Annotated in this window: 24 protein-coding genes; 8 read left to right on the top strand and 16 right to left on the bottom strand. The window is 71.2% G+C overall.

Features of this window, described 5'->3' with window-relative positions:
• Positions 1-147: 147 nt before the first annotated feature.
• Together trpD and ACI6PP_RS01095 are read right to left on the bottom strand one after the other, a co-directional pair.
• The gene (trpD, locus tag ACI6PP_RS01090) at positions 148-1191 is read right to left on the bottom strand and encodes an anthranilate phosphoribosyltransferase (RefSeq protein ID WP_421108325.1); all 1044 of its coding nucleotides are present in this window, start codon (positions 1189-1191) and stop codon (positions 148-150) included.
• Entirely contained in the window at positions 1188-1607 is a 420-nt protein-coding gene (locus ACI6PP_RS01095) for an Rv3143 family two-component system response regulator (RefSeq protein WP_421108327.1), read from the bottom strand. Before ACI6PP_RS01095 ends, trpD begins: the two co-directional genes overlap by 4 nt.
• A gap of 80 nt (positions 1608-1687) precedes the next feature.
• Here ACI6PP_RS01095 and ctaE point away from each other — a divergent pair, with 80 nt between their 5' ends.
• The 4 genes from ctaE to qcrB all read left to right on the top strand — a co-directional run bounded on the left by ctaE (position 1688) and on the right by qcrB (position 6084).
• Complete coding sequence (gene ctaE / locus ACI6PP_RS01100) at positions 1688-2326, top strand: aa3-type cytochrome oxidase subunit III (protein WP_476712914.1); 639 nt, start codon at positions 1688-1690, stop codon at positions 2324-2326.
• A gap of 118 nt (positions 2327-2444) precedes the next feature.
• Positions 2445-3281, top strand: coding sequence for a cytochrome bc1 complex diheme cytochrome c subunit (gene qcrC / locus ACI6PP_RS01105; protein ID WP_421108328.1), 837 nt, complete (start codon positions 2445-2447; stop codon positions 3279-3281).
• Positions 3278-4375: a cytochrome bc1 complex Rieske iron-sulfur subunit gene (gene qcrA / locus ACI6PP_RS01110; RefSeq protein WP_421108329.1), complete on the top strand. Its 1098-nt coding sequence runs from the start codon at positions 3278-3280 to the stop codon at positions 4373-4375. The genes qcrC and qcrA overlap by 4 nt, the downstream gene beginning before the upstream one ends.
• Positions 4372-6084 carry a cytochrome bc1 complex cytochrome b subunit gene (qcrB, locus tag ACI6PP_RS01115; protein WP_421108331.1) on the top strand — a complete coding sequence of 571 codons (1713 nt, stop codon included), beginning with the start codon at positions 4372-4374 and terminating at the stop codon, positions 6082-6084. The genes qcrA and qcrB overlap by 4 nt, the downstream gene beginning before the upstream one ends.
• A 368-nt stretch (positions 6085-6452) precedes the next feature.
• Here qcrB and ACI6PP_RS01120 read toward each other — a convergent pair whose 3' ends face one another.
• The 7 genes from ACI6PP_RS01120 to ACI6PP_RS01150 form a co-directional block, all read right to left on the bottom strand.
• On the bottom strand, positions 6453-7697 hold the full coding sequence (locus ACI6PP_RS01120; protein WP_421108333.1) for a L,D-transpeptidase: 1245 nt from the start codon (positions 7695-7697) through the stop codon (positions 6453-6455).
• A gap of 91 nt (positions 7698-7788) precedes the next feature.
• On the bottom strand, positions 7789-8184 hold the full coding sequence (locus ACI6PP_RS01125) for a cytochrome c oxidase subunit 4 (RefSeq protein ID WP_421108335.1): 396 nt from the start codon (positions 8182-8184) through the stop codon (positions 7789-7791).
• The gene (gene ctaD, locus ACI6PP_RS01130) at positions 8181-9953 is read right to left on the bottom strand and encodes an aa3-type cytochrome oxidase subunit I (protein ID WP_476712915.1); all 1773 of its coding nucleotides are present in this window, start codon (positions 9951-9953) and stop codon (positions 8181-8183) included. Before ctaD ends, ACI6PP_RS01125 begins: the two co-directional genes overlap by 4 nt.
• Positions 9953-10756, bottom strand: a complete 804-nt coding sequence (gene ctaC, locus ACI6PP_RS01135) for an aa3-type cytochrome oxidase subunit II (protein ID WP_476712916.1) — start codon at positions 10754-10756, stop codon at positions 9953-9955. The genes ctaD and ctaC overlap by 1 nt, the downstream gene beginning before the upstream one ends.
• Before the next feature lie 182 nt (positions 10757-10938).
• Positions 10939-11919, bottom strand: coding sequence for a carbohydrate kinase family protein (locus tag ACI6PP_RS01140; protein ID WP_421108336.1), 981 nt, complete (start codon positions 11917-11919; stop codon positions 10939-10941).
• 140 nt (positions 11920-12059) lie between these two features.
• The gene (locus ACI6PP_RS01145; RefSeq protein ID WP_421108338.1) at positions 12060-12419 is read right to left on the bottom strand and encodes a HesB/IscA family protein; all 360 of its coding nucleotides are present in this window, start codon (positions 12417-12419) and stop codon (positions 12060-12062) included.
• Positions 12420-12552: 133 nt separating this feature from the next.
• Entirely contained in the window at positions 12553-13656 is a 1104-nt protein-coding gene (locus tag ACI6PP_RS01150; RefSeq protein ID WP_421108340.1) for a glycerate kinase family protein, read from the bottom strand.
• A gap of 36 nt (positions 13657-13692) precedes the next feature.
• Here ACI6PP_RS01150 and ACI6PP_RS01155 point away from each other — a divergent pair, with 36 nt between their 5' ends.
• The gene (locus tag ACI6PP_RS01155) at positions 13693-14565 is read left to right on the top strand and encodes a GNAT family N-acetyltransferase (protein ID WP_421108342.1); all 873 of its coding nucleotides are present in this window, start codon (positions 13693-13695) and stop codon (positions 14563-14565) included.
• 7 nt (positions 14566-14572) lie between these two features.
• Here ACI6PP_RS01155 and ACI6PP_RS01160 read toward each other — a convergent pair whose 3' ends face one another.
• The 5 genes from ACI6PP_RS01160 to ACI6PP_RS01180 form a co-directional block, all read right to left on the bottom strand.
• The gene (locus ACI6PP_RS01160; protein WP_421108344.1) at positions 14573-15847 is read right to left on the bottom strand and encodes an aspartate aminotransferase type Ic; all 1275 of its coding nucleotides are present in this window, start codon (positions 15845-15847) and stop codon (positions 14573-14575) included.
• Positions 15848-16235: 388 nt separating this feature from the next.
• Positions 16236-16805, bottom strand: a complete 570-nt coding sequence (gene pspAB / locus ACI6PP_RS01165) for a PspA-associated protein PspAB (RefSeq protein ID WP_421108345.1) — start codon at positions 16803-16805, stop codon at positions 16236-16238.
• A 16-nt stretch (positions 16806-16821) separates the two neighbouring features.
• Positions 16822-17715, bottom strand: a complete 894-nt coding sequence (gene htpX / locus ACI6PP_RS01170) for a zinc metalloprotease HtpX (protein WP_421108347.1) — start codon at positions 17713-17715, stop codon at positions 16822-16824.
• A gap of 125 nt (positions 17716-17840) precedes the next feature.
• Entirely contained in the window at positions 17841-18119 is a 279-nt protein-coding gene (pspAA, locus tag ACI6PP_RS01175) for a PspA-associated protein PspAA (protein WP_421108349.1), read from the bottom strand.
• Entirely contained in the window at positions 18116-18883 is a 768-nt protein-coding gene (locus ACI6PP_RS01180; RefSeq protein ID WP_421108351.1) for a PspA/IM30 family protein, read from the bottom strand. Before ACI6PP_RS01180 ends, pspAA begins: the two co-directional genes overlap by 4 nt.
• A gap of 135 nt (positions 18884-19018) precedes the next feature.
• On the opposite strand from ACI6PP_RS01180, the gene ACI6PP_RS01185 reads away from it, so the two are divergent.
• Positions 19019-19606 carry a DUF3043 domain-containing protein gene (locus ACI6PP_RS01185; protein WP_421108353.1) on the top strand — a complete coding sequence of 196 codons (588 nt, stop codon included), beginning with the start codon at positions 19019-19021 and terminating at the stop codon, positions 19604-19606.
• Positions 19607-19640: 34 nt separating this feature from the next.
• The gene (locus ACI6PP_RS01190) at positions 19641-20654 is read left to right on the top strand and encodes an aldo/keto reductase family protein (RefSeq protein ID WP_421108355.1); all 1014 of its coding nucleotides are present in this window, start codon (positions 19641-19643) and stop codon (positions 20652-20654) included.
• A gap of 32 nt (positions 20655-20686) precedes the next feature.
• Here ACI6PP_RS01190 and ACI6PP_RS01195 read toward each other — a convergent pair whose 3' ends face one another.
• Entirely contained in the window at positions 20687-20911 is a 225-nt protein-coding gene (locus ACI6PP_RS01195) for a hypothetical protein (protein ID WP_421108357.1), read from the bottom strand.
• Positions 20912-20961: 50 nt separating this feature from the next.
• On the opposite strand from ACI6PP_RS01195, the gene ACI6PP_RS01200 reads away from it, so the two are divergent.
• The gene (locus ACI6PP_RS01200) at positions 20962-21774 is read left to right on the top strand and encodes a hypothetical protein (protein ID WP_421108359.1); all 813 of its coding nucleotides are present in this window, start codon (positions 20962-20964) and stop codon (positions 21772-21774) included.
• On the opposite strand, the gene gcvT is transcribed toward ACI6PP_RS01200, so the two are convergent.
• Positions 21771-22865, bottom strand: coding sequence for a glycine cleavage system aminomethyltransferase GcvT (gcvT, locus tag ACI6PP_RS01205; protein ID WP_421108360.1), 1095 nt, complete (start codon positions 22863-22865; stop codon positions 21771-21773). The two genes, ACI6PP_RS01200 and gcvT, sit on opposite strands and share 4 nt — an antisense overlap.
• Positions 22866-22902: the final 37 nt, after the last annotated feature.

Genomic DNA, 22902 nt, shown 5'->3' on the forward strand with positions numbered 1-22902 from the left:
GCCTGCTCGTGCGGCGGCGCGGGCGACTGCCGGGTGGGGGCAGACGAAGATTCCCAGGTATACCTGGGAATCTTCGTCTGCCACGGAGAACTTCCCGGGTGGTCGGACAGTTTCCCAGGTATACCTGGGAAACCGACAGCGCCGGGCTCAGCCCGCGGACAGCTCGGCGGTGACGGCGGCCCAGCGGTCGAGGACCCGACGGGCCGAGCCGGAGTCGATGGACTCCTGCGCGCGCTCCATGCCCGCGCGGAGGCGGGTGACGAGGTCGCCGGGCTCGGCGGCGTGGGCGGCGAGGCCGGCGGCGGCGTTCATCAGGACGGCGTCGCGCACGGCGCCCGTCTCGCCGTCGACCAGGCGCCGGAAGACGTCCGCGTTGAACGCGGCGTCGCCCCCGGCGAGGGCGTCGATCGGCGACGGCTCGACTCCGAGGTCGCGCGGGTCGAGGGTGGCGGTCTCGACCTCGCCGTCGCGCACCACCCACACCGAGGTGGTGGTGGTCACCGTGATCTCGTCGAGGCCGTCGTCGCCGCGGAACACCAAGGCGTCGACGCCGCGGCGTGCGAACACGCCGGCCATCACCGGGGCCATCGCGCGGTCGGCCACGCCCACGGCGCAGGCAGCCGGACGGGCCGGGTTGGTGAGGGGGCCCAGGAAGTTGAAGGTCGTGGCGATCCCGAGCTCGCGGCGCGGGGCGCCGGCGTAGCGCAGCGAGGAGTGGAAGACCGGTGCGAAGCAGAAGGTGATTCCCGCGCGTCGGACCACCTCGGCCACCTGGGCCGGCGGCAGGTCGAGCCGGATGCCGAGCTGCTCCAGCACGTCGGCCGACCCGCTCGAGCTGGACGCGGCCCGGTTGCCGTGCTTCACGACGGGCACGCCCGCGCCCGCCATCACCACCGACGACATCGTGGAGATGTTGACGGTGCGCGCGAGGTCGCCGCCGGTGCCGACGATGTCGACCACGCGGCCCTCGACGTCCATCGGCGCGGCGTGGCGGTACATGGTCTCGACGAGGCCCTCGACCTCGGCCACCGTCTCGCCCTTGGCGCGCAGCGCGACGGCGAACCCGGCGATCTGGGCGGGCGTGGCGGCGCCGCTGAGGATCTCCTCCATCGCCCACGCGGTCGCGTCGACGTCGAGGTCCCGGCCGGCCACCAGGGCCGTCAGGACGACCGGCCAGCTCTGGGTGGTCACGCGACCCGGCTGCGGACCAGCCCGATCACGCACTCGGCGAGCGCGAACGCGTCCAGCGGGTGCGACACGACGCCGTCGGCGCGCGACCACGTGGCCAGCCACGCGTCCTGCGGCCGGGCGGTGAGCACGACGACCGGCGGGCAGCGGTAGATCTCGTCCTTGAGCTGACGGGCCACGCCCATGCCCCCGGCCGGGGTGGCCTCGCCGTCGAGGATGGCGAGGTCGACGCCGCCGGCGTCCATCGTCGCGATGACGACGGGCTCGGTGGCGCACTCGACGTACTCGAGCTCGGGGAGGTCGGGGTGGGGACGTCGCCCGAGGGCCGTCCGCACCTGTGCGCGGGTGCTCGAGTCGTCGCTGTAGAGCAGCACCTTGAGGGGGCGCGCGGCGGCTGCGGGACGGTCGTGGTCGCTCACGCAGGCATCGTAGCCAGGTTGTGACGTCCCGTCGGGGGGCGGGGATGCCCTTCGGACCTCCGTGCGTTCATAATGCTTGCGTGGCTACGACGTCTGCGATCCCCGCCTCCCGCCTCCACGGCCAGAGCAACCGACCCTCGATGGTCACGGTCGGCACGATCGTGTGGCTCGCCAGCGAGCTGATGTTCTTCGCCGCCCTGTTCGCGGCGTACTTCACCATCCGCGCGGTCAGCCCCGAGCTGTGGGCGATCGAGACCGAGAAGCTGAACGTCCCGTTCGCGACGGTCAACACCACGATCCTGGTGCTCTCGTCGGTCACCTGCCAGTGGGGCGTGTTCGCGGCCGAGAAGGGCCGCGTCGGCCGCACCGGCAGCGTCTTCCAGGTCTCGCAGTGGGGCATGCGCGAGTGGTTCGCCCTCACCTACATCATGGGCGCCATCTTCATCGGCGGTCAGACCTTCGAGTACGCCGAGCTGGTGCACGAGAACGTCACGATCGCCTCCTCGCCCTACGGCAGCGTGTTCTACCTGGCCACCGGGTTCCACGGCATCCACGTGGTCGGCGGTCTGATCGCCTTCCTGCTGGTCCTCGGCCGCACCTTCATGGCGCGCCGGTTCACGCACGAACAGGCCGTGTCGGCCATCGTCGTGTCCTACTACTGGCACTTCGTCGACGTCGTCTGGATCGGGCTCTTCGCCACCGTCTACCTGATCAAGTAACGCCTGTCGGCGGGCCCGGAAACTTAGCCTGACCTGATCGGACAACTGAACATCCTGCGGGGTTCAATGAACTCAGCAGCAACACGTGAATCCCCCTGAGATGGAAGAGGTCCCAGTCGTGCGGTTCCTGTCCACGCGTCGCCGGCATCCGATGGCCGGCCTCGTCGTGCTGCTCCTCGGTCTGATCGCGGCAGGCGGCCTCTACTCGGCCGTCGCCCCCGACTCAGCGAGGGCCGAGACCACCGACGCCCGCAAGGTGGAGGCAGGACGCCAGCTGTTCCTCGTCGGGTGCGCCACCTGCCACGGCAAGAACGCCGAGGGCATCCCCACCAAGAGTGGCGGCAACTACGGCCCCGCCCTCGTGGGCGTGGGCGCCGCCGCCGTCGACTTCCAGGTCGGCACCGGCCGCATGCCGCTGGCCAACGCCTCGCAGCAGGCCCCCCGCAAGAAGCCTCAGTACACCCCCGAGGAGGTCTCGCAGCTGGCCGCGTACGTCGCGACGCTCGCGCCCGGACCGGCCATCCCCGAGGAGGAGTACACCAACGCCCAGGGCGCCTCCGACGAGGAGATCACCAAGGGTGGCGAGTTCTTCCGCACCAACTGCACCGCGTGCCACAACTCGGTCGGCGCCGGCGGCGCCCTGCCCGGCGGCCGGTACGCCCCCAAGCTCACCGGCGTGAGCGGCAAGCACATCTACGAGGCCATGGTCACCGGCCCGCAGCAGATGCCCGTCTTCAACGACGCGGTCATCACCCCCGAGGACAAGCGCGCCGTCATCGCCTACATCAAGACCGTCCAGGAGGAGCCGACCTACGGCGGCCTCGGTGGCGGTGGCCTCGGCCCCGTCGTCGACGGCATGTTCACCTGGATCATCGGCATCGGCGGCCTGGTCGTCATCGCCACCTGGATCGCCGCCCACGGCGCCCGGGTCAAGCGGAGGGAGTCGCGCTCGTGAGCACCGACAAGCCCGGCGACGCCCTGCAGCGCGCCGACGACGCCGACCCGCACGGCGAGGTCGAGACCAAGCCCGGCAGCTTCGCCGAGAAGGCCGACCCGATCGACAACCCGGGTCTGCCCGAGCACCTCCCCCGCCCCACCGACGTCTACCCCGAGGCCGAGCGCCGCGCGGAGCGTCAGGTCGCCGGGATGTTCGCGCTGGCCACCGTCCTGACGCTCGCGTTCTGCGTCTTCTACTTCGTGGTCCCGATCGACTCCACGTTCCTCGGCTGGTCGGGCCTGAACTTCGCCCTCGGCGGCACCCTCGGCGCGGCCCTGCTGCTCATCGGCCTCGGCGCCGTCCAGTGGGCCAAGAAGCTGATGGCCGACGAGGAGATGGTGGAGATGCGCCACCCGGCGGTCTCCAACGACGAGGACCGCACCGAGATGCTCGCCAAGTTCAACCAGGGCGTCAACGAGTCCGGCATCCGCCGTCGTCCCCTCATCCGCAACACCCTGCTGGGCTCGCTCGGCGTGCTCGGCCTCCCCGCGATCGTCCTGCTCCGCGACCTGGGCCCGCTGCCCGGCAGCAAGCAGTTCGAGACCGTCTGGGCCAAGGGCATGCGCGTCGTCAACGACGTCGCCGGCACCCCGCTGCGTCCGGGCGACATCGAGGTGGGCCAGCTCGTCAACGCCCAGCCCTTCGCCTTCTTCGAGACCGACGAGTCGGGCGAGAAGATCATCCACGGAGCCGAGCTGCTCCAGGAGAAGTCCAAGGCGTCGGTGATCGTCGTCCGGATGCGTCCGGAGGACATCACCCCCGCCCCCGGACAAGAGAACTGGGGCGTGGAGGGCATCCTCTGCTTCTCCAAGATCTGCACCCACGTCGGCTGCCCGATCAGCCTGTGGGAGCAGCAGACGCACCACCTTCTCTGCCCGTGCCACCAGAGCACCTACGACCTCTCCGACGGAGGCAAGGTGATCTTCGGACCCGCGCACCGGCCGCTCCCCCAGCTGCCGCTCGCGGTGGACGACGAGGGGTACCTGGTCGCCCGTAGCGACTTCACGGTTCCCGTCGGACCCAGCTTCCCCGAAGTGGAGCAAGACAAGTGACCCAGATCACGACCGAGACCCCCCTCGAGGAGTCGGCCTTCGGCAAGAAGGCGGCCGGCCCCGTCGGCTGGCTCGACTCCCGCCTCGGCCTGGCCAAGGCCGGCAAGGGTCTCGTCCGGAAGGTGTTCCCCGACCACTGGTCGTTCTTCCTCGGCGAGATCGCCCTCTACAGCTTCATCATTCTGCTGCTGACCGGCGTCTTCCTGACGTTCTGGTACGTGCCCAGCATGGAGGAGGTGACGTACAACGGCTCCTACGTGCCGCTGCGCGGCCTCGAGATGTCCAAGGCCTACGCCTCGACGCTCGACATCTCCTTCGACATCCGTGGCGGCCTGCTCATGCGGCAGATCCACCACTGGGCGGCGATGCTCTTCATCGCGTCGATGATCGCCCACATGCTGCGCGTGTTCTTCACCGGCGCGTACCGCAAGCCGCGTGAGGTCAACTGGCTGATCGGTGTCGGCCTGTTCAGCCTGGCGCTCATCGAGGGCTTCGCCGGCTACTCGCTCCCCGACGACCTGCTGTCGGGCACCGGCCTGCGGTTCGTCGACGGACTGATCCGCTCGATCCCGATCATCGGCTCCTACGCCGAGTTCTTCGTCTTCGGCGGGGAGTACCCGGGCGAGCTCATCATCCCGCGCCTGTACATGGCGCACATCCTGCTCGTCCCGGCGATCCTGCTCGGCCTGATCACCGCCCACCTGCTGCTGCTCGTGTACCACAAGCACACCCAGTGGCCCGGTGCGGGACGCACCGAGAACAACGTCGTCGGCTACCCGGTCCTGCCGGTCTACGCCGCCAAGGCCGGTGGCTTCTTCTTCGTCGTCTTCGGCTTCATCACGCTGGTCTCGGCGACGCTGCAGCTGAACCCGGTGTGGAGCTACGGCCCCTACAACCCCTCCGAGGTCACCGCGGGCTCGCAGCCCGACTGGTACATGGGCTGGGTCGAGGGCGCGGTGCGCATCATGCCGAACTGGGAGACCACGATCTTCAGCTGGACGTTCAGCTGGAACGTCTTCATCCCCGCGGTCGTGCTGCTGACGGCCCTGTTCGGTCTGCTGGCCGCCTACCCGTTCGTCGAGCGCTGGGTGACCAAGGACGACCGCGAGCACCACCTGCTCGAGCGTCCCCGCAACGCCCCGGTCCGCACCGGCCTCGGTGTGGCCGGCATGACCGCCTACGGCGTCCTGTGGATCGCCGGCGGCAACGACGTCATCGCCACCCAGTTCCACATGGACATCTACACGATCACGTGGCTGTGCCGCATCGGGTTCTTCGTGGCCCCGGTCGTCGCCTTCGTGGTCACCAAGCGGATCTGCATCTCGCTGCAGCGCAAGGACACCGAGACCGTCCTGCACGGCTACGAGACCGGCATCCTCGAGCGCTCGCCCGACGGCGGGTACTCCGAGCGTCACGCCCCGCTGCCGGCCAACCAGGCGTACGCGCTCACCGCGCGCGACCGTCCGGAGGTCGTCGAGGCCCCCGAGGACACCGACGAGCACGGCGTCCGCTCCCCCGGTGGCCTCAAGGCCAGGCTCCACGCCCGCGCCTCGCGGTTCTACCACGAGGACATCGCCGACAAGGCGACCCGCGAGGAGGTCGAGGAGGCGCACCACCACCACGCCGACCACGACGGGCACGCACTCGAGCCCGGCGCGCGCGACGAGTTCCAGGGCATCAGCGAGACGGGCGTCCCCCGCCAGCACTGATCCCGCCCGCACCACGTCCGAGGCCCCCGTCACCACCTGGTGACGGGGGCCTCGTCGTCTCCCCTCCCCCACCGGGCCATGGGGTTCCGGCCGGCGGTGGGTACGGCCCCACATCCGGCCCGATCCTGGGGCCATACCCACCGCCAGGGCGGTAGCAACCACCCACGGACGCCACATGGCGCCACGCGGCGGCCGGAGCGGGCCGACAGCCCACGAGCCGTACCCACGACCTCCAGGTGCCCCACCCACCACCTCGGGCCCGTAGGTGGTGGGTCAGCCACCGCCGGGCCGTACCAACGACAGCGGCCCCACGAGGAACCTCTCGTGGGGCCGCAGGAGGCCGTGTGAGCGCCGGGGAGGCGCGGGGCTCAGCTCAGGGCCGAGCCCTTCTTGAACGCCTCGTAGGACTCGTTCCAGTCCGTCCAGCCGTTGTCGTCCTCGAGGGAGCGGGGGCTGTCGATGAACTTGACGACGTCGCCGCGGTGGGAGATGCCGTAGAGCCACGCCGCGTTGGAGGTACTCAGCCCGACGCAGCCGTGGCTGACGTTCGCCGAGCCCTGGGAGCCGGCCGACCAGGGTGCCGCGTGGATGAACTCACCGGTGTTGGTGACGCGCATGGCGTAGCGGACGTCGGGGATGTCGTAGTACTCCGGCGAGTCCTCCGAGACGCCCGTGGTGGCGGCGTCCATCCGCTTGACGGCGAACTTCTCCATGATGATCTTGGTGCCCTCGCGGGTCTCCAGGCCGTCCTTGCCGGTGGTGACGGGCAGCTTGCGCGCCACCTTCCCGTCGACGCGGACCGTCATGGTGTGCCCGCCGACGTCGACGGTGCTGACGACCTTCTTGCCCACGGTGAAGGCGGTGTAGCGGTTCTCCTGGCCGTAGACCCCGTCGCCGGCGTTGACGCCGTTGAGGCGGGCGCGCACCTTGACCTGGGTGCCGGCGGGCCAGTACTCGCGGGGACGGTAGCGGACCTCGGTGTCGCTCACCCAGCTCCAGGTGCCCTCCACCTGCGGGGTCGACTGAACCTCGAGGCGCTTCTCGAACTCGGCCTTGTTCTTCACCGGCACGTCGAAGCGGATGACGATGGGCATGCCCACGCCGACCGTCTCGCCGCGCAGCGGCTGCAGGCTCGGGAACGTCTGCTGGTCGAGCGAGAGGTCCTCGGTGGTGAAGGTGCGCGTGACGTCGGTGGCCTTGCCGTCGGCGTTCATGGCGACGGCCTTGACGGTGTACGTCGAGCCGGGGTCGAGCATGTCGCGCGCGGTCCAGGTGGTCCCGGCCTGGTCGACCGAGCCGACCACCGTGGACTTCTCGGTGGGGGCGTCGCCGCGGTAGACGGTGACCTCACCGAGCCTGCCGCCCTGGGCCGTCGCCGTCACGAGGGTGTCGACACCCTGGTCCTTCGTCCCGTCGGGGACGTTGACGTCGACCGTGGCCGGGGCGGCCTGCTTCTTCGACGAGGCCGGTGAGGCGTCGTTGCCCGCGGCGGTGCCGTCGTCGGAGGACGACGACCCGGTGCACCCGACGAGGGCCACCAGCGCGGTGGCGACGGCGGCCGCCGCCAGGCCGTGACGGACGGACGTGGCGGGCACGCTGCGACGCGGGCTCATGGCGCTCCAAGGGGAGATTCTGGACAGACTGATCCAGCGTAACCGCCAGTGCCGTCAGTTCCGAATCACGTGCGCGCGCCGCGCCGCGTCGTCAGTGTGCGTGGACGCCGCGGTAGTACTCGTAGACCCAGCCGATGACGGTCATCGCGCCGATGCCGACACCGATGATGAACATCCACCAGCCGATGACCAGGCCGAGGACGACCACCAGGAACGCCAGTGCGGCGAACAGCGGCCACCACGAGTACGGGGGGAAGAAGCCGAGCTCGCCGGCGCCCTCCACGATCTCGCCCTCGTGACGGTCCTCGGGACGGTCGGGGATCTGCTTGGCGACCACGCCCAGGTAGAACGCCAGCAGACCGGCGAGCAGGGTGGTCATGACGAGCGCGCTGGTGCCCGTGGGGTCACCGCTCATCAGCCAGTAGACCGGCGAGACGGCGGCGAAGAAGATGCCGCAGATGCCGATGGTCCAGGCTTCGATCTTCACGCGTCGTCCTCCTTGGTGCGGGTGGCGTGACCCAGCGCCTCCTCGCGACCCGACATGTCGGGGGCGTCGGACGGTCCGCCGCCACGCAGACCGGGGTTGTCCTCGAGCTCCATCGCGGCGATCTCGGGGTGGTGCAGGTCGAACGCGGGGCTCTCGGACCGGATGCGCGGCAGCGTCGTGAAGTTGTGACGCGGCGGCGGGCACGAGGTGGCCCACTCCAGCGAGCGGCCCCAGCCCCACGGGTCGTCGACGCCGACGACGGGGTTCTGGCGCGACTTCCACACGTTGTAGAAGAACGGCAGCGTGGAGGCGCCCAGGACGAACGCGCCGACGCTCGAGATCTGGTTGAGGATCGTGAACCCGTCGGCGGCCGCGTAGTCGGCGTAGCGACGCGGCATGCCCTCGACGCCCAGCCAGTGCTGCACCAGGAAGGTGAGGTGGAAGCCGACGAACAGCAGCCAGAAGTGGATCTTGCCGAGGCGCTCGTCGAGCATGCGTCCGGTGAACTTGGGCCACCAGAAGTAGAAGCCCGCGAACATCGCGAACACGACGGTGCCGAACACGACGTAGTGGAAGTGCGCCACCACGAAGTAGGAGTCCGACAGCTGGAAGTCCAGGGCCGGCGAGGCCAGGATGACGCCGGTCAGCCCGCCGAACAGGAAGGTGACCAGGAAGCCCAGCGCGAAGATCAGCGGGGTGTCGAACGACAGCGAGCCGCCCCACAGGGTGCCGATCCAGTTGAAGAACTTGACGCCCGTGGGCACCGCGATCAGGAACGTCATGAAGGAGAAGAACGCCAGGTCGACGGCGCCGGTGACGTACATGTGGTGCGCCCAGACGGCCACCGACAGCGCGGCGATCGCGAGCGTGGCCCCGACCAGGCCGACGTAGCCGAAGATCGGCTTGCGGCTGAAGACCGGGAAGATCTCGGTGACGATGCCGAAGAACGGCAGCGCGATGATGTACACCTCGGGGTGCCCGAAGAACCAGAACAGGTGCTGCCACAGGATCGGCCCGCCGTTGGCGGCGTCGAACACGTGCGCCCCCAGCTGCCGGTCCGCGAGCAGCGCCAGCAGCGCGCCGGCGAAGATCGGGAACGCGATCAGCACCAGCAGGCTGGTGACCAGCGTGTTCCAGGTGAAGATCGGCATCCGGAACATCGTCATGCCGGGCGCACGCATGCAGAAGATGGTGGTGATGAAGTTGACGGCGCCGAGGATGGTGCCGAGGCCGGCCATGTACAGACCGACGATCCACAGGTCACCGCCGATGCCCGGGGAGTTGACCGCGTCGCTCAGTGGCGCGTACGCGAACCAGCCGAAGCTGGCGGCGCCACCGGGGACGAAGAAGCCCGAGACGACGGTGAGCCCGCCGAACAGGTACAGCCAGTAGCTGAACATGTTGAGCCGCGGGAACGCGACGTCGGGCGCACCGATCTGCAGCGGCATGATCGCGTTGGAGAACCCGAAGAACAGGGGCGTCGCGAACAGCAGCAGCATGATCGTGCCGTGCATCGTGAACAGCTGGTTGTACGTCTCGTCGTCGACGATCTGGGTGCCCGGGGCGGCCAGCTCGGCGCGGATCAGCAGCGCCAGGATGCCGCCGATGATGAAGAAGACGAACGACGTCGTCAGGTACAGGTTGCCGATCAGCTTGTGGTCGGTCGTCGTCATCAGACGGACGGCCTGCTGCCCGAGGGTGCGGGTGGGTGCGGTGCCCGCACGGCTCGTGCTGGCCCCGCCGGTGTTGCGCTCGGCGTACGTCGCCATCACTCGGTTCCGTTCTCTTCGAGTCCGTCGATGGTGTCGGCGTTCGCGCCGCCCTGCGGGGCGCCGGTCTGGCCGGCCTGCTGCAGCTCGCGGAGGTGCGCGTCGTACTCGGCGCGGTCCACGACCTTGACCTTGAAGATCATCCGGGAGTGGTACATGCCGCACAGCTCGGCGCAGCGCCCGGTGAACGTGCCGGTGCGGGTGGGCGTCAGGTCGAAGGTGTTCTTGCGACCGGGGACGACGTCCATCTTGAAGTAGAACTCGGGCACCCAGAAGGAGTGGATGACGTCGGGCGAGCGGAGGTCGAAGCGCACCGACTCGTCGACGGGGAGCCACAGCTCGGTGGGCTCGGCCGGGGTGCCGAGGTCGAAGACGTCCTCACCCACGGCGCTCTCGTCGAGGTAGTTGAACGCCCACTGCCACTTGAAGCCGACGACCTCGATGGTGTGGTCGGGGTTGTCGACCTTCTCGAGCATCTTGTTCTGCGAGTCGACCGTGTGGAAGAAGAAGACGGCCACGACGATCACCGGGGCGATCGTGTAGAGCACCTCGATGGGCAGGTTGTAGCGCACCTGCGAGGGGATCTCGTCCTCCGAGCGCTGGCGGTACTTCACCATCGCGAAGACGATCAGGCCGAAGACCAGCAGGAAGGTCACCAGGACGGCGATCCAGGCGCCCAGCCACAGGTCGAACATGTAGCCCGTGCGGTCGCTCGCGGCGACCGGCAGCGCGAGCCGCTTGAACTCGCTCGGGTCGGTCGACGAGCACCCCGTGAGGAGCAGCGTCAGGCCGGCGACCACCACCAGGGCAGCCTTCGGGGCGCGGCCGCGAGGGGTGCGGCCGGCGGTGTGCGCAGTAGGAGCAGGACCCACGGGGCGCCTTCCTCGTCGAGCGTTCAGCACGGTGTTCACAGACGCGAGCAGCGTACCCCGGACATGCCCTGGTGCGACGTTCAGGTCACCCTCAGGACGACGGTCGCGCACGCTCACTCCGGCACGCTCAGCACGGCCGCGACCTCGTCCCACGCGTCACTCCCGTACGCGTCGGCGAACCGCTTGCCGAACGGCCCGCGTCGCAGGTCGTACTCCTGGGTGCCGGTGGTCTCGACGACGCCCGCGGCGAGCGCGCAGCCCACCTGCGCAGCCCGCTCGAGCCCGAGGTCGACCTCGATGGCGGCCAGGAAGCCGGCGCGGAACGAGTCGCCCACACCGGTGGGGTCGACGGCCAGGACGCCGGGGACGGCGGCGACCTCGATCGGCGCCTGGTCCTTGGCCTGGACGGTGACGCCGTCGGCTCCGCGCGTGATGACACGGGTGCCGATGCGCGAGGCGATCTCGTCGGCGCTCCACCCGGTCTTGCGCTCGGTGAGCGTGGCCTCGTACTCGTTGGTGAACAGGTACGTGGCGCCGTCGACGAGGCCGCGGATCGTCTCGCCGTCGGCGAAGGCGAGCTGCTGGGACGGGTCGGCGGCGAACGGGATCTGCAGGTCGCGGCAGGTCTGGGTGTGGCGCAGCATGCCGTCGGGGTCGTCGGGCCCGACGAGCACCAGGTCGAAGCCGTGGGCGGCGTGGAGGGCGGCGAGGTCGATGTCGCGGGCCTCGCTCATCGCGCCGGCGTAGAAGGACGCGAACTGCGCGTGGCTCTCGTCGGTGGTGCAGACGAAGCGCGCGGTGTGCTTGGTCGCGGAGACCAGGATCGCGCTGCAGTCGACGCCGTGGTCCTCGAGCCAGCGCCGGTACTCGTCGAAGTCGCGGCCGACGGCGCCGACGAGCACCGGGCGCAGCCCGAGGGCGGCCAGGCCGAACGAGATGTTGGCGCCGCACCCGCCGCGCCGCACCTGCAGGTCGTCGACCAGGAACGAGACCGAGATCTTGTCGAGCTGCTCGACCACCAGGGAGTCGGCGAACCGTCCCTGGAACGTCATCAGGTGGTCGGTGGCGATGGATCCGGTCACGGCGATCGGCATGGGGTCTCCGTCTACGGGGGCTGGGCACGACACGGCCCTGGGCAACACAAGAGGCGCCGTCCCGGTGGGACGACGCCTCTCAGCGTAGAGCGTGGCCGACCTCGCGCAGCGCGAGCCCTGCCGGTCTGCTCAGGGGTGGATCAGTGGAACGAGTCGCCGCAGGCGCACGAACCGGTGGCCATCGGGTTGTCGATGGTGAAGCCCTGCTTCTCGATGGTGTCGACGAAGTCGATCGTCGCGCCGCCGAGGTACGGCAGGCTCATCCGGTCGACGACGACGGCCACGCCGCCGAAGTCCTTGACCTCGTCGCCGTCGAGGTCGCGCTCGTCGAAGAAGAGCTGGTAGCGCAGGCCGGAGCAGCCGCCGGGCTGGACGGCGATGCGCAGGCGGAGGTCGTCGCGACCCTCCTGCTGCAGCAGGCTACGGACCTTGTCGGCAGCGCCGTCGGTGATGGTCACGCCCTGCGTGGCCTGGGTGGTCTCGGTGTCGTTGACGGTCATGTGCTGGTCTCCCGGGGTCGGTGGTGTTCACCTGGGTGCGCTTTGGGGCCGGTGACGGGTTCGTGCTGGTCACCGGCACGGTCCATCGTACGCCGCATCGGCGACCGATCCAGGAGGTGTCCGACACACGGCGTCAGAACGACCAGGTGCGGGCCACGCGGGTGGCCAGCCGGGAGAGCGACGCGGCCGGGTCGCGGACCGCGGCCTCCTCCCCCACCAGGTCCACCACCGCGTACGCGGCCTCGACGCCCATGGCGCGCATCTCGCGCGCCCCCACGAGCACGCGGCCGGCCAGCACCACGCACGGACGGATGGCCTCCCCCGCGACGGTGGCGACGCCGTGGGCGACCTTGCCCTCGCGGGAGGAGAAGTCGTAGGCCCCCTCGCCGGTGACGACGACGTCGTGCGCCGCCGCGAGCGCGCGCAGCCCGACGGCGTCGGCCACCACCTCGATCCCGGACCGGCGGGTCGCGCCGAGCTGCATCAGCGCCAACCCGATCCCTCCCCCGGCGCCCGAGCCGGGCGCGTCGGCCGCGCGTCGCTCGGCCGGGGTGCGGCCGCACAGGGCGTCCACCCAGCCGTCCAGCAGCCGGTCGACCCGCTGGCGGGCGTCCTCGTCGAGCCCGCGGTCGGCGCCGTGCACGTTGGTGGTGCCGAACATGCCGAGCAGCACGGTGGTGACGTCGGTGGCCACCACGAGCTCGACGCCCTCGGTGGCCGCGCGGGCGGCCGTGGCGTCGACGACCGTCAGGCCCTCGAGCCCGAGGGGGCCGGCGTCGAGCGGGACGTCGGCCGTCACGCCCAGCGCGGACAGCAGGCCGGCGCCTCCGTCGTTGCTGGCGCAGCCGCCGACGCCGACCACGACCCGGGCGGGGCCGACGGCCAGGGCCGCGGCGACCGCCTCGCCCACGCCGCGGCTCGAGGCCCGCTCGGGGTCGCCGTCGCCGGCGACCTGGTGGCCGCACGCCTGGGACGACTCGACGTAGACCGTGTCGTCGTGGACCAGCAACGTCATGGGCGTGGGGGCGCCGTGCGGGCCGGGCACGGTGACGACCTGCAGCTCGCCGCCGAGCGCGGTGTGGAGGACGTCCACGAAGCCGGTGCCGCCGTCGGCCATCGGCGCCTGCGTCACCTGGTCGTCCGGGGCGCGTCGCAACCAGCCCTCGGCGATGGCCCGCGCCGCGGCGGGCGCGGTGAGCGTGCCGTCGAAGGCGTCGGGGGCCACGAGCACACGCATGGGGCCATCCTGGCCTACCTCGTCCAGACTCGTCCCATGCAGATCCGACCGATGCGGACCTCGGACGTCGACGCCGCCGAGCAGGTGAGCGCCGCGGCGATGCTCCAGGTGGGTGAACGGACCCGTCGCGCCGTCGACCCGCCCGCGACGCGACGCGCGGAGTGGTGGCAGGGACAGTGGCGGCGTCGCGCCGAGCACCTCGTCGAGCACGACGGGCCGGGGTGCTGGGTGGCCGAGGACGACGACGGCCTGGCGGGCCTCGCCGTGTCGATGCGCCGCGACACCCTGTGGGGCCTGGCCTCGTTCTTCGTCCGGCCCGGCACCCAGGGCGGCGGCGTCGGCAAGGCGCTGCTGGACGCGGCCCTCACCCACTCGGTGGGCTGCACGCGCGGCATGATCTGCGCGACGTCCGACGCCGGCGCCCTGCGCCGCTACCACCAGGCCGGGTTCCGGCTGCACCCGACGATGACCGCCGAGGGTCCGGTGGACCGGTCGCTGCTGCCCGTCGTCGAGCACGTGCGCGAGGGGTCGCAGGCCGACCTGGACCTGATGGAGTCGGTCGACCGCCAGACCCGTGCGGCCACGCACGGCCCCGACCACGCGTTCATGGGCGCCGCGCAGCCGCTGCTGGTGAGCGACAGCCACCTGGGGTCCGGCTACGCCTACCTCTCCCCCTCCGGCGCCTACCTGCTGGCCGCGACGTCGGAGCGCACGGCCACCGCCCTGCTGTGGGAGTCGATCGCCAGGACCCCGGGCGACACCTTCGCGGTGCGCCACGTCACCGGCGAGCAGGACTGGCTCGTCGACGTCGCGATGGCGGCACGCCTCACGCTCAGGCACGAGGGGTTCCTGGCGCTGCAGTGGATGCGTCCACCGCGGACGTACGTGCCGTCACCCCACTTCATGTGAGGGACGGTCAGGCGGCGGCGGCCTCCGCGGCGGCCAGCAGGACGCAGGTGGCGACGCCGTCGACGGCCACCTGCACCTCCTCGAGCGGCGGGAACGTGGGCGCGAGACGGATGTTGGTGTCCTGGGGGTCCTGGCCGTAGGGGTAGGTGGCCCCGGCCGGGGTGAGGACGATGCCGGCCTCCTTGGCCAGCGCCACCACCCGCGCCGCGGTGCCCGGCACCACGTCGAGGCTGACGAAGTACCCGCCGACGGGGGTGGTCCAGGTGGCGACGTCGTGCTCGCCGAGGGCGGACTCGAGCGCGGCGACGACGGCCTCGAACTTGGGCGCGAGGATCGCGCGGTGCCGGGCCATGTGGGCGCGGACGCCGTCGGCGTCGCCGAAGAACATCGCGTGGCGCAGGTGGTTGACCTTGTCGGGCCCGATGGACTGCTTGGCCAGGTGCTGCTTGTACCAGGCGACGTTGGCCGGCGACGACCCGAAGAACGCGACGCCCGAGCCCGCGAAGGTGATCTTCGACGTGGACGCGTAGAGCAGCACGCGGTCGGGGTTGCCGGCGACGGCGGCGAGCGACAGCGCGTCGGCGGTCTTGGCCTCCTCGGTCGTCAGGTGGTGCACCGCGTAGGCGTTGTCCCAGAAGATCCGGAAGTCGGGCGCGGCCGTCGGCATCGACGTCAGGCGGGCGGCAACCTCCTGCGAGACCACCGAGCCGTCCGGGTTGGCGTAGGTGGGGACGACCCACATGCCCTTGATCGCCGGGTCGTCGGCGACCAGCGCCGCGACGGCCTCGGCGTCGGGGCCGTCGGCGTTCATCGGGACGGTGACCATCTCGATGCCGAACTCCTCGCACAGCGCGAAGTGCCGGTCGTACCCGGGCGCGGGGCAGATGAACTTCACCGTCTCCTCGCGCGACCAGGGACGCTCGGAGTCGGGGGTGCCGTGGAGCAGCGCGTAGACGATCGTGTCGTGCATCAGCGTCAGGCTGGCGCCGTTCGCGGCCAGCAGCTGCGGCACGGGCACACCGAGCAGGTCCGAGAAGATCCTGCGCAGCTGCGGCAGCCCGTCGAGCCCGCCGTAGTTGCGGACGTCGACACCGTCCTCGTCGGTGACGGTCCCGCGGCCCGGCAGCCCCAGCAGCGCGTCGGACAGGTCGAGCTGCTCGGCCGACGGCTTGCCCCGCGTCAGGTCCAGCTTCAGCCCTCGCGCCTGGAGCGCGGAGTAGTCCTCCCGCAGGCGGGAGAGGAGGTCGGCGAGCTGGTCCTGGGGCAGGTCGGTGAGCGTCACGCGTGCAGCCTATCCAGCGTCGTCACCTGTTCGTGACCTGGTGGGGCGGCGTCCCCGTCGACCGGCACCGCATCTCCCTTCGGGGGTGCTCACCAGTCGAAGGGCGCACCTACGGGAGGGATCCGGGTCGGATCGCACCCCGGCCGGGTGCAGGTCTCGGTGGGTGAGACACCGTCGTCACCGACCGTGGCACATGGTCACGGACCGCGGTGAATTTGCCGTGGGGTGCGTCGGTTTGCCTGGGTCGGTGTGACTCGAGGTGCCGGTGGTACGAACCGTCTCACCGATCGGGACGCGAGGACGGCCGACGTAGCCACCGTCGACCACCCCGTCCGTAGGTGCCTGTCGGCGAGCACCCCGACGGCGAGTCAGCCGAGGATCGACGACCTCAAAGGCCCGGTGCGCCGAAGATGGCGAGCCACCGCCCGAGCTCGGGCTCGACGGGCACGTCGTCGGCGATGAGGCCGCGCACCTGGAGCTCGAGGACGTTGTCGCGACGGTCGGGGCCGGTGGGGGCGAAGGGGTAGAAGGTGCCGCGCTTGTAGAGGTAGACGATCGCGACGGGGGCGCCGCTCGGCGAGGTGAAGCCGACGTAGGAGCAGAGCAGGGACGAGCCGAAGCCGTTGTCCTGCAGGGCGGTGTTGACGGCGTGCAGGTTGGTGACCAGACCGGTGACGTCGCCGGGGTCGGCGCGGTCGAGGAGCCAGGTGAACCCGTAGGAGTCGTCGCTGCGCTCGACCTTCGGCCCGCCGCCGGCGTCGAGGAGCTCCTGGACGTCGGACTGCGCGGCGCTGAAGGCCGCGCCCTCGTTGGCCCGGTAGCAGACCGCGCCGATGCCGGTGGGCACGAAGTCGCCGCCGGCCTGCAGGCTCAGCGCCGCCTGGGGCACGCCGAACAGCACGTCGAGGTTGGCCTGGACGGGCTTGCTGCGGCCCATCAGGGAGTCCCAGAGTCCCATCAGGGAACCAGTCCGATCAGAACGGGCGGCCGAGGTCGGCCGCGATCGACGACAGCTGCTCGACGCGCTTGTCGGTGGAGGGGTGCGTGGCGATCAGCGAGCTGAGCGAGTCCTTGCTGAAGGCGGGCGCGAAGAAGAAGGCGTTCATCGACTCCTTGTCGCGCAGGTCCTTGGTGGGGATGCGGCCGATCTCGCCGGAGATCTTCACCAGGGCCGACGCGAGCGACGACGGCTTGCCGGTGAGGTACGCGCCGGCGCGGTCGGCGCTGAGCTCCCGGTAGCGCGACAGGGCGCGGGTGAGCAGGAAGCTGATCGCGTACACGACGAGCGACACCGCCCAGACGACGATCAGCGCGGGTCCGCTGTTGGAGTTGCGGTTGTTGCCGCCGCCGAAGTACAGGCCCCAGCGGGTGATGAACCCGGCGAGCAGACCGAGCGACGAGGCGACCGTCATCACCGCGACGTCGCGGTGCGCGATGTGCGACAGCTCGTGGGCGAGGACGCCCTCCAGCTCGTCGGCGTCGATGCGGCGCATGATGCCGGTGGTCACGCAGACCGCCGAGTGCTGCGGCGAGCGGCCGGTGGCGAACGCGTTGGGCAGGTCGGTGTCGGCGATGTAGACCTTGGGCTTGGGCATGTCGGCCAGCGCGACGAGCCGGTCGATCATCCCGTGCAGCTCGGGTGCCTGCTGGGGGGAGACCTCGCGGGCCTTCATCGAGGCGAGCGCGAGCTTGTCGGAGAAGTACCACTGGCCGACGGCCATGCCGACGACGATGACCAGACCGAGCGCGAAGCCGGTGCGCGTGATCAGCACCGCCCCGAACGCGACGTAGAGCGCGCCCAGCAGGAAGACCACGAACCCCATCCGTCGGGTGAGTCCGCTGTCGTCCCTGAACCTCGTCTTGGCCATGTCGTCGTGCCGTCCTCTCTGGTGTCACCTGTGCAACGAACGGCCCGGCGGAATCAGTTCCACCGAGCCGTTCGGAACAGCGCCCGTTCGCCGTGAGCCGGGTCACGGTAGGCCCACGGTGCGTCTTAGCCGGGGATGAGCCCGTCGTCGCCGAGGAGCTGCGCGACGTCGTCGAGGGTCGCGTCCGACGGGGGCAGGACGAGCGTCGACTCGACCAGCTCCTCGTCGGGCAGCGTCTCGCCGTGCTGGTGCACCGCGTCGAGGAGCGCGACGAACGCGGGGCCGAACGCGTCCTCGTCCTTGGCCTCGATCGCCTTCTCCACCGCCGCGTCGAGCTCGTTGAGACGGTCGTAGTGCTCGTCGGCGATCTGGAACTGGCCCTCGCCGAGGATGCGGATGATCATCGCTGCTCCTCGGTCCTGGGCGCCTCGGCGCCGGCCTCGATGGACGCGGCGGGGGTGGAGCCGGGGCCGACCTCGCCCTTGAGCTTGGCCAGCTCGGCCTCGACGCTCGAGTCGGCCGACAGGGCGTCGAGCTCGCGCGAGATGTCGTCGCTGCCACCGGGGGCGGTGACGTCGTCGAGGGCGCCGGAGGCGATCAGCTCGTCGACGGCGCCGGCGCGGGCCTGCATCTGCGCGGTCTTGTCCTCGGCGCGCTGCACCGCGAGGCCGACGTCGCCCATCTCCTCGGAGATGCCGGTGAAGGCCTCGTTGATCTTGGTCTGCGCCTCGGCCGCGGTGTAGGTGGCCTTGATCGTCTCCTTGCGCGTGCGGAAGGACTCGACCTTGGTCTGCAGGCGGCGCGACGCCAGCGTCAGCTTCTCCTCCTCGGCCTGCAGGTTGGCGTGCTGCGTCTGGAGGTCGGCGACCTGCTGCTGGACGCCGGACCGGCGGGTGAGCGCCTCGCGGGCGAGGTCCTCGCGGTTCTGCGCGAGCGCCTTCTGGGCCTGGTCGTGCAGCTTCTGGCCCTGCTGCTCGAGCTGGTTCATCTGCAGCTCGACGCGCTTGCGGCTCGTGGCGACGTCGGCGACGCCGCGTCGGACCTTCTGGAGCAGCTCGAGCTGCTTCTGGTAGCTGTAGTCGAGGGTCTCGCGCGGGTCCTCGGCCCGGTCCATGGCGGCGTTCGCCTTGGCGCGGAAGATCCCGCTCATCCTCTTCATCATGCTCATCGTGCTGTCAGTCCCCTTCGAAGGCGGCGCTCGGCGCAGTCGACTCCCACCTTACGGGTGCGGTCGCGCGGGCGGGAGCCTCGCGGGCCGCCGGTAGGGTGGCACGGCACCCGATCCCCGAGCGAAGGCCCGCACGTGTTCCAGCGTCACCGGCGAGACGAGTCCGCCGCCACCACCTCCGAGCCCGTCGTCGCGCCGGGGGCCAAGGGCCGGCCGACGCCGAGCCGCCGCGAGGCCGAGGCCGCCCGCCGCGAGCGGATGAAGCCCACGCTGACGCGCAAGGAGCAGGCCAAGCGGGCGCGCGAGCAGCGCTACGAGGCGCGCATGAAGCAGCGTGCCGCGATGGACAGCGGTGACGAGAAGTACCTCCCGCGCCGCGACTCCGGCCCGGTGCGCCGGTTCGTCCGCGACTACGTCGACGCCCGCCGCAACGTCGCCGAGTACCTGCTGCCGATCCTGGTCGCGGTGCTGGCGCTGAGCCTGATCCCGGCCGCGTGGGCCGCGCAGGCCGTGTTCCTGCTCTGGGCGGTCACGATTATCGGCACGCTCGGCGACACCTTCTGGTTCGTCAGCCGTCTGCGCAAGCGCCTCAAGGAGGCGTTCCCGAACGAGGTCACCAAGGGTGCGGTCGGCTACGGCGTGCTGCGCACCACGCAGATCCGTCGCTTCCGGCTCCCCAAGCCGCAGGTCGAGCGCGGTGCGAAGGTGGAGGTCCACCGCTGATCCCTGCGGTGGTCCCCCCACGCGAGGAGCACGCATGGAGTTCCGCCACCTGGGTCGCAGCGGCCTGAAGATCTCGGCCATCACCTACGGCAACTGGCTCACCCACGGCTCGCAGGTCGAGAACGACATCGCCACCGCCTGCGTCCGTCAGGCCCTGGACGAGGGCATCACGTCGTTCGACACCGCCGACGTCTACGCCAACACCGCGGCCGAGACGGTGCTGGGCGAGGCGCTCAAGGGCGAGCGCCGCGAGTCGCTCGAGATCTTCACCAAGGTCTACTTCCCGACCGGCCCCGGCGGCCCGAACGACTCCGGCCTGTCGCGCAAGCACGTCGTCGAGTCGATCGAGGGCTCGCTGCGCCGGCTGCAGACCGACCACGTCGACCTGTACCAGGCGCACCGCTACGACGTGCACACGCCGCTCGAGGAGACGATGTCCGCGTTCGCCGACGTCGTCCACAGCGGCAAGGCGCAGTACATCGGCGTCTCGGAGTGGACGGCCGACCAGATCCGCGAGGCGGCGGCGCTCGCGCGCGAGCTGCGCATCCCGCTGGTCTCGAGCCAGCCGCAGTACTCGATGCTGTGGCGCGTCATCGAGGACGAGGTCGTGCCGACGTGCGAGGAGCTCGGGCTCGGGCAGATCGTCTGGTCGCCGATCGCGCAGGGCGTCCTGACGGGCAAGTACAAGCCGGGCCAGGACTACCCCGAGGGCTCGCGCGCCACCGACACCAAGGGCGGCGCCGACATGGTGTCGCGCTGGCTCAAGGACGACACCCTCACTGCGGTGCAGAGGCTGGCACCTCTGGCCGACCAGGCCGGGCTGACGATGGCGCAGCTGGCCGTCGCGTGGGTGCTGCAGAACCCGAACGTGTCCGCGGCCCTGATCGGGGCCTCGCGTCCCGAGCAGGTCACCGACAACGTCAAGGCCGCGGGCGTCACGCTCGAGGCCGACCTGCTGGCCGCGATCGACGAGGCGCTGGGCGACGTCGTCACCCGCGACCCCGCGATCGTGGCGAGGTCGACGCCGGAGCAGCGCCCCGGCGACTGACGTCCCATCGCCCGGTCACTCTCAGCGATCAGTCACTGCTGGTGGAGGGACATCGGACCGTAGACGCTGCGGCCGTCCTCGAACAAGGTGACCTGGTCGACGCCCTGGGCGGTGAGGTCGGAGAAGACCTCGCCGACCCAGGACTCGGCGTCCCCGCGGCTCGGGAAGACGACGCCGTCGGCACCTCCGAGGTCGTCCAGGGTGGCCGGGTCGACCACGGTGCCGTCGGAGGTCTCGAGCTGCCACGTCCATGCCATGGCCACGACCCTACGGGCGTGGAGCGGTCCCCGCGTGGCAGAGTCCGGCCGTGTCCACGACGCTCGTGAGCCTGGCCGCCGCCCTGCTGTCGGCGCTGCTCAACGGCATCGGCACGGTCGCGCAGGCCCTGGCCGCCCGTCGCGCCGGGGGCACCGGGATCGTCCGGCAGCGCGCCTACCAGGTGGGCTGGGCGCTGGACCTCGTCGGCTGGGGCCTGTCGGTGGTGGCCCTGCGGCACCTGCCGCTGATCGTCGTCCAGCCGTTGCTCGCGACGTCGCTCGCCGTCGCCGTGCTCCTGATGGCACCGGTGCTCGGTGTGCGGACGAGCCGGCGCGCGTCCGCGGCGGTCGTGGTGGTCGTGCTGTCGGTCGCCGTGCTCGCCTGGTCGGCCGCTCCGGGTCGGGCACCTGCTCCCCCGGCCTGGCTGGCGCCGGCGCTGGGCGTGGGCCTGCTCCTCGTGGCGGCCGGTTACGCGGTCGCGCGGCGGGTGCGACACGCGTCGACCACCGCCGGCCTCGCCGGCCTGTCGTGGACGGTGTCGGCCCTTGCCGCGCGCGGGATGCACGGGACGGGCGACTGGGTCGACCTGCCGTCGCAACCCCTCGCGTGGGTGACGGTCGGCGGGGCGCTCGTCGGCGCGCTCGCGTTCGCCCGTGCCGTGGAGGTGGCGGGCGAGCACGGCGTCGCGACCGTGACGGCGTGGTTGTGGGTGGTGCAGATCGCGGTGCCGTCGGTCCTCGGCTCCACCCTGCTCGGCGACCCGCTCCGTCCGGGCTGGACGGTGCCCGCCGCTCTCGCGCTCGTCGCGGCCTGCGGCGCGTCGGTGGCGCTGTCGGCGAGCAGCTCGCGCCGTCGGGCCTAGCGGGTCGAAGCCTCGACGAACGGCGGCTTGACGACGTCGAAGACCTCGGAGCGTCCGCGGACGTCGACGGTGACCTGGTCACCGAACCCGATCGAGCGGTCGAGCAGGGCCAGGCCGATGCCGGTGCGCAGGGTGGGAGAGAAGGTGCCCGACGTGACGGTGCCCGCGGGCTCGCCGGAGGTCCCCAGCACCGTCATGCCGGCGCGCGGGATGCCGCGGGCCGCGGCCCGGAGACCGCGCAGGAGCGGGACGGTCTTCTCCTCGCGCTGGGCGAGCAGGGCGTCGCGTCCCCAGAAGGCGGGCTTGTCCCAGCCGACGGCCCAGCCCGAGCGGGCCATCACCGGGCTGATCTGGAGCGACAGGTCCTGCCCGTGCAGCGGGTAGCCCATCTCGGTGCGCAGGGTGTCGCGGGCGCCGAGGCCGCAGGCGCGGACGCCGTGGTGCTCGCCCGCGGCCATGACGGCGTCCCACACCGCGAGCGCGCCGTCGGCCTCGACGACGAGCTCGAAGCCGATCTCGCCGGTGTAGCCGCTGCGGCACACCGTCACGCGCCGGTCACCGAGGCGGCCGGTCTCGAACGCCATGTAGTCGTGGGCCGTCGGCAGGCCCATCGCCTGCAGGACGACCTCGCTCTCCGGGCCCTGGACGGCGATGATCGCCTCGTCCTCGTGCAGGTCGGTGATCTCGACGCCGTCGGGCGCCGCGGCGACGAGCCGGCGCGCCACCTCGGCGGCGTTGGCCGCGTTGGGCACGAGCAGCAGGTCGGTGTCGGAGACGCGGTAGACGATGAGGTCGTCGACGACGCCGCCGGACTCGTCGCAGCACAGCGTGTACTGCGCCTGCCCCGGCCCGATGCGGCCGAGGTCGTTGGTCAGGCTGGTGTCGACGAGCGCGGCGGCACCCTCGCCGCTGACGCGCAGGGTGCCCAGGTGGCTGACGTCGAAGACGCCGACCGCCTCACGCACCGCCCTGTGCTCGGCGAGCACGCCGCCGCCCGCGTACTCGAGCGGCATCTCCCACCCGCCGAACTCGGCGAGCTTGGCACCGAGGGCGACGTGTCGGTCGTGCAGGGGCGAGCGCAGCAGCGTCATGCGGGCCAACCTATCCGGCGACCGGCGGCGTTCCGGC

Source organism: Solicola agrisoli, from assembly GCF_049059935.1.
In the GTDB taxonomy this organism is placed as follows: Bacteria; Actinomycetota; Actinomycetes; order Propionibacteriales; family Nocardioidaceae; genus JAURVT01.

Bases quoted from the DNA above. Each gene is read 5' to 3' on its own strand.
- ACI6PP_RS01150 (WP_421108340.1), bottom strand. From the start codon at position 13,656: ATGCGTGTGCTCGTGGCCCCCGACGCCTTCGACGGCACGCTCACCGCG.
- pspAA (WP_421108349.1), bottom strand. From the start codon at position 18,119: ATGATCATCCGCATCCTCGGCGAGGGCCAGTTCCAGATCGCCGACGAG.
- htpX (WP_421108347.1), bottom strand. From the start codon at position 17,715: ATGGCCAAGACGAGGTTCAGGGACGACAGCGGACTCACCCGACGGATG.
- ACI6PP_RS01120 (WP_421108333.1), bottom strand. From the start codon at position 7,697: ATGAGCCCGCGTCGCAGCGTGCCCGCCACGTCCGTCCGTCACGGCCTG.
- ACI6PP_RS01145 (WP_421108338.1), bottom strand. From the start codon at position 12,419: ATGACCGTCAACGACACCGAGACCACCCAGGCCACGCAGGGCGTGACC.
- ACI6PP_RS01195 (WP_421108357.1), bottom strand. From the start codon at position 20,911: ATGGCATGGACGTGGCAGCTCGAGACCTCCGACGGCACCGTGGTCGAC.
- ctaD (WP_476712915.1), bottom strand. From the start codon at position 9,953: ATGGCGACGTACGCCGAGCGCAACACCGGCGGGGCCAGCACGAGCCGT.
- gcvT (WP_421108360.1), bottom strand. From the start codon at position 22,865: ATGACGCTGCTGCGCTCGCCCCTGCACGACCGACACGTCGCCCTCGGT.
- ACI6PP_RS01155 (WP_421108342.1), top strand. From the start codon at position 13,693: ATGCAGATCCGACCGATGCGGACCTCGGACGTCGACGCCGCCGAGCAG.
- ACI6PP_RS01180 (WP_421108351.1), bottom strand. From the start codon at position 18,883: ATGAGCATGATGAAGAGGATGAGCGGGATCTTCCGCGCCAAGGCGAAC.
- pspAB (WP_421108345.1), bottom strand. From the start codon at position 16,805: ATGGGACTCTGGGACTCCCTGATGGGCCGCAGCAAGCCCGTCCAGGCC.
- ACI6PP_RS01140 (WP_421108336.1), bottom strand. From the start codon at position 11,919: ATGCCGATCGCCGTGACCGGATCCATCGCCACCGACCACCTGATGACG.
- ACI6PP_RS01190 (WP_421108355.1), top strand. From the start codon at position 19,641: ATGGAGTTCCGCCACCTGGGTCGCAGCGGCCTGAAGATCTCGGCCATC.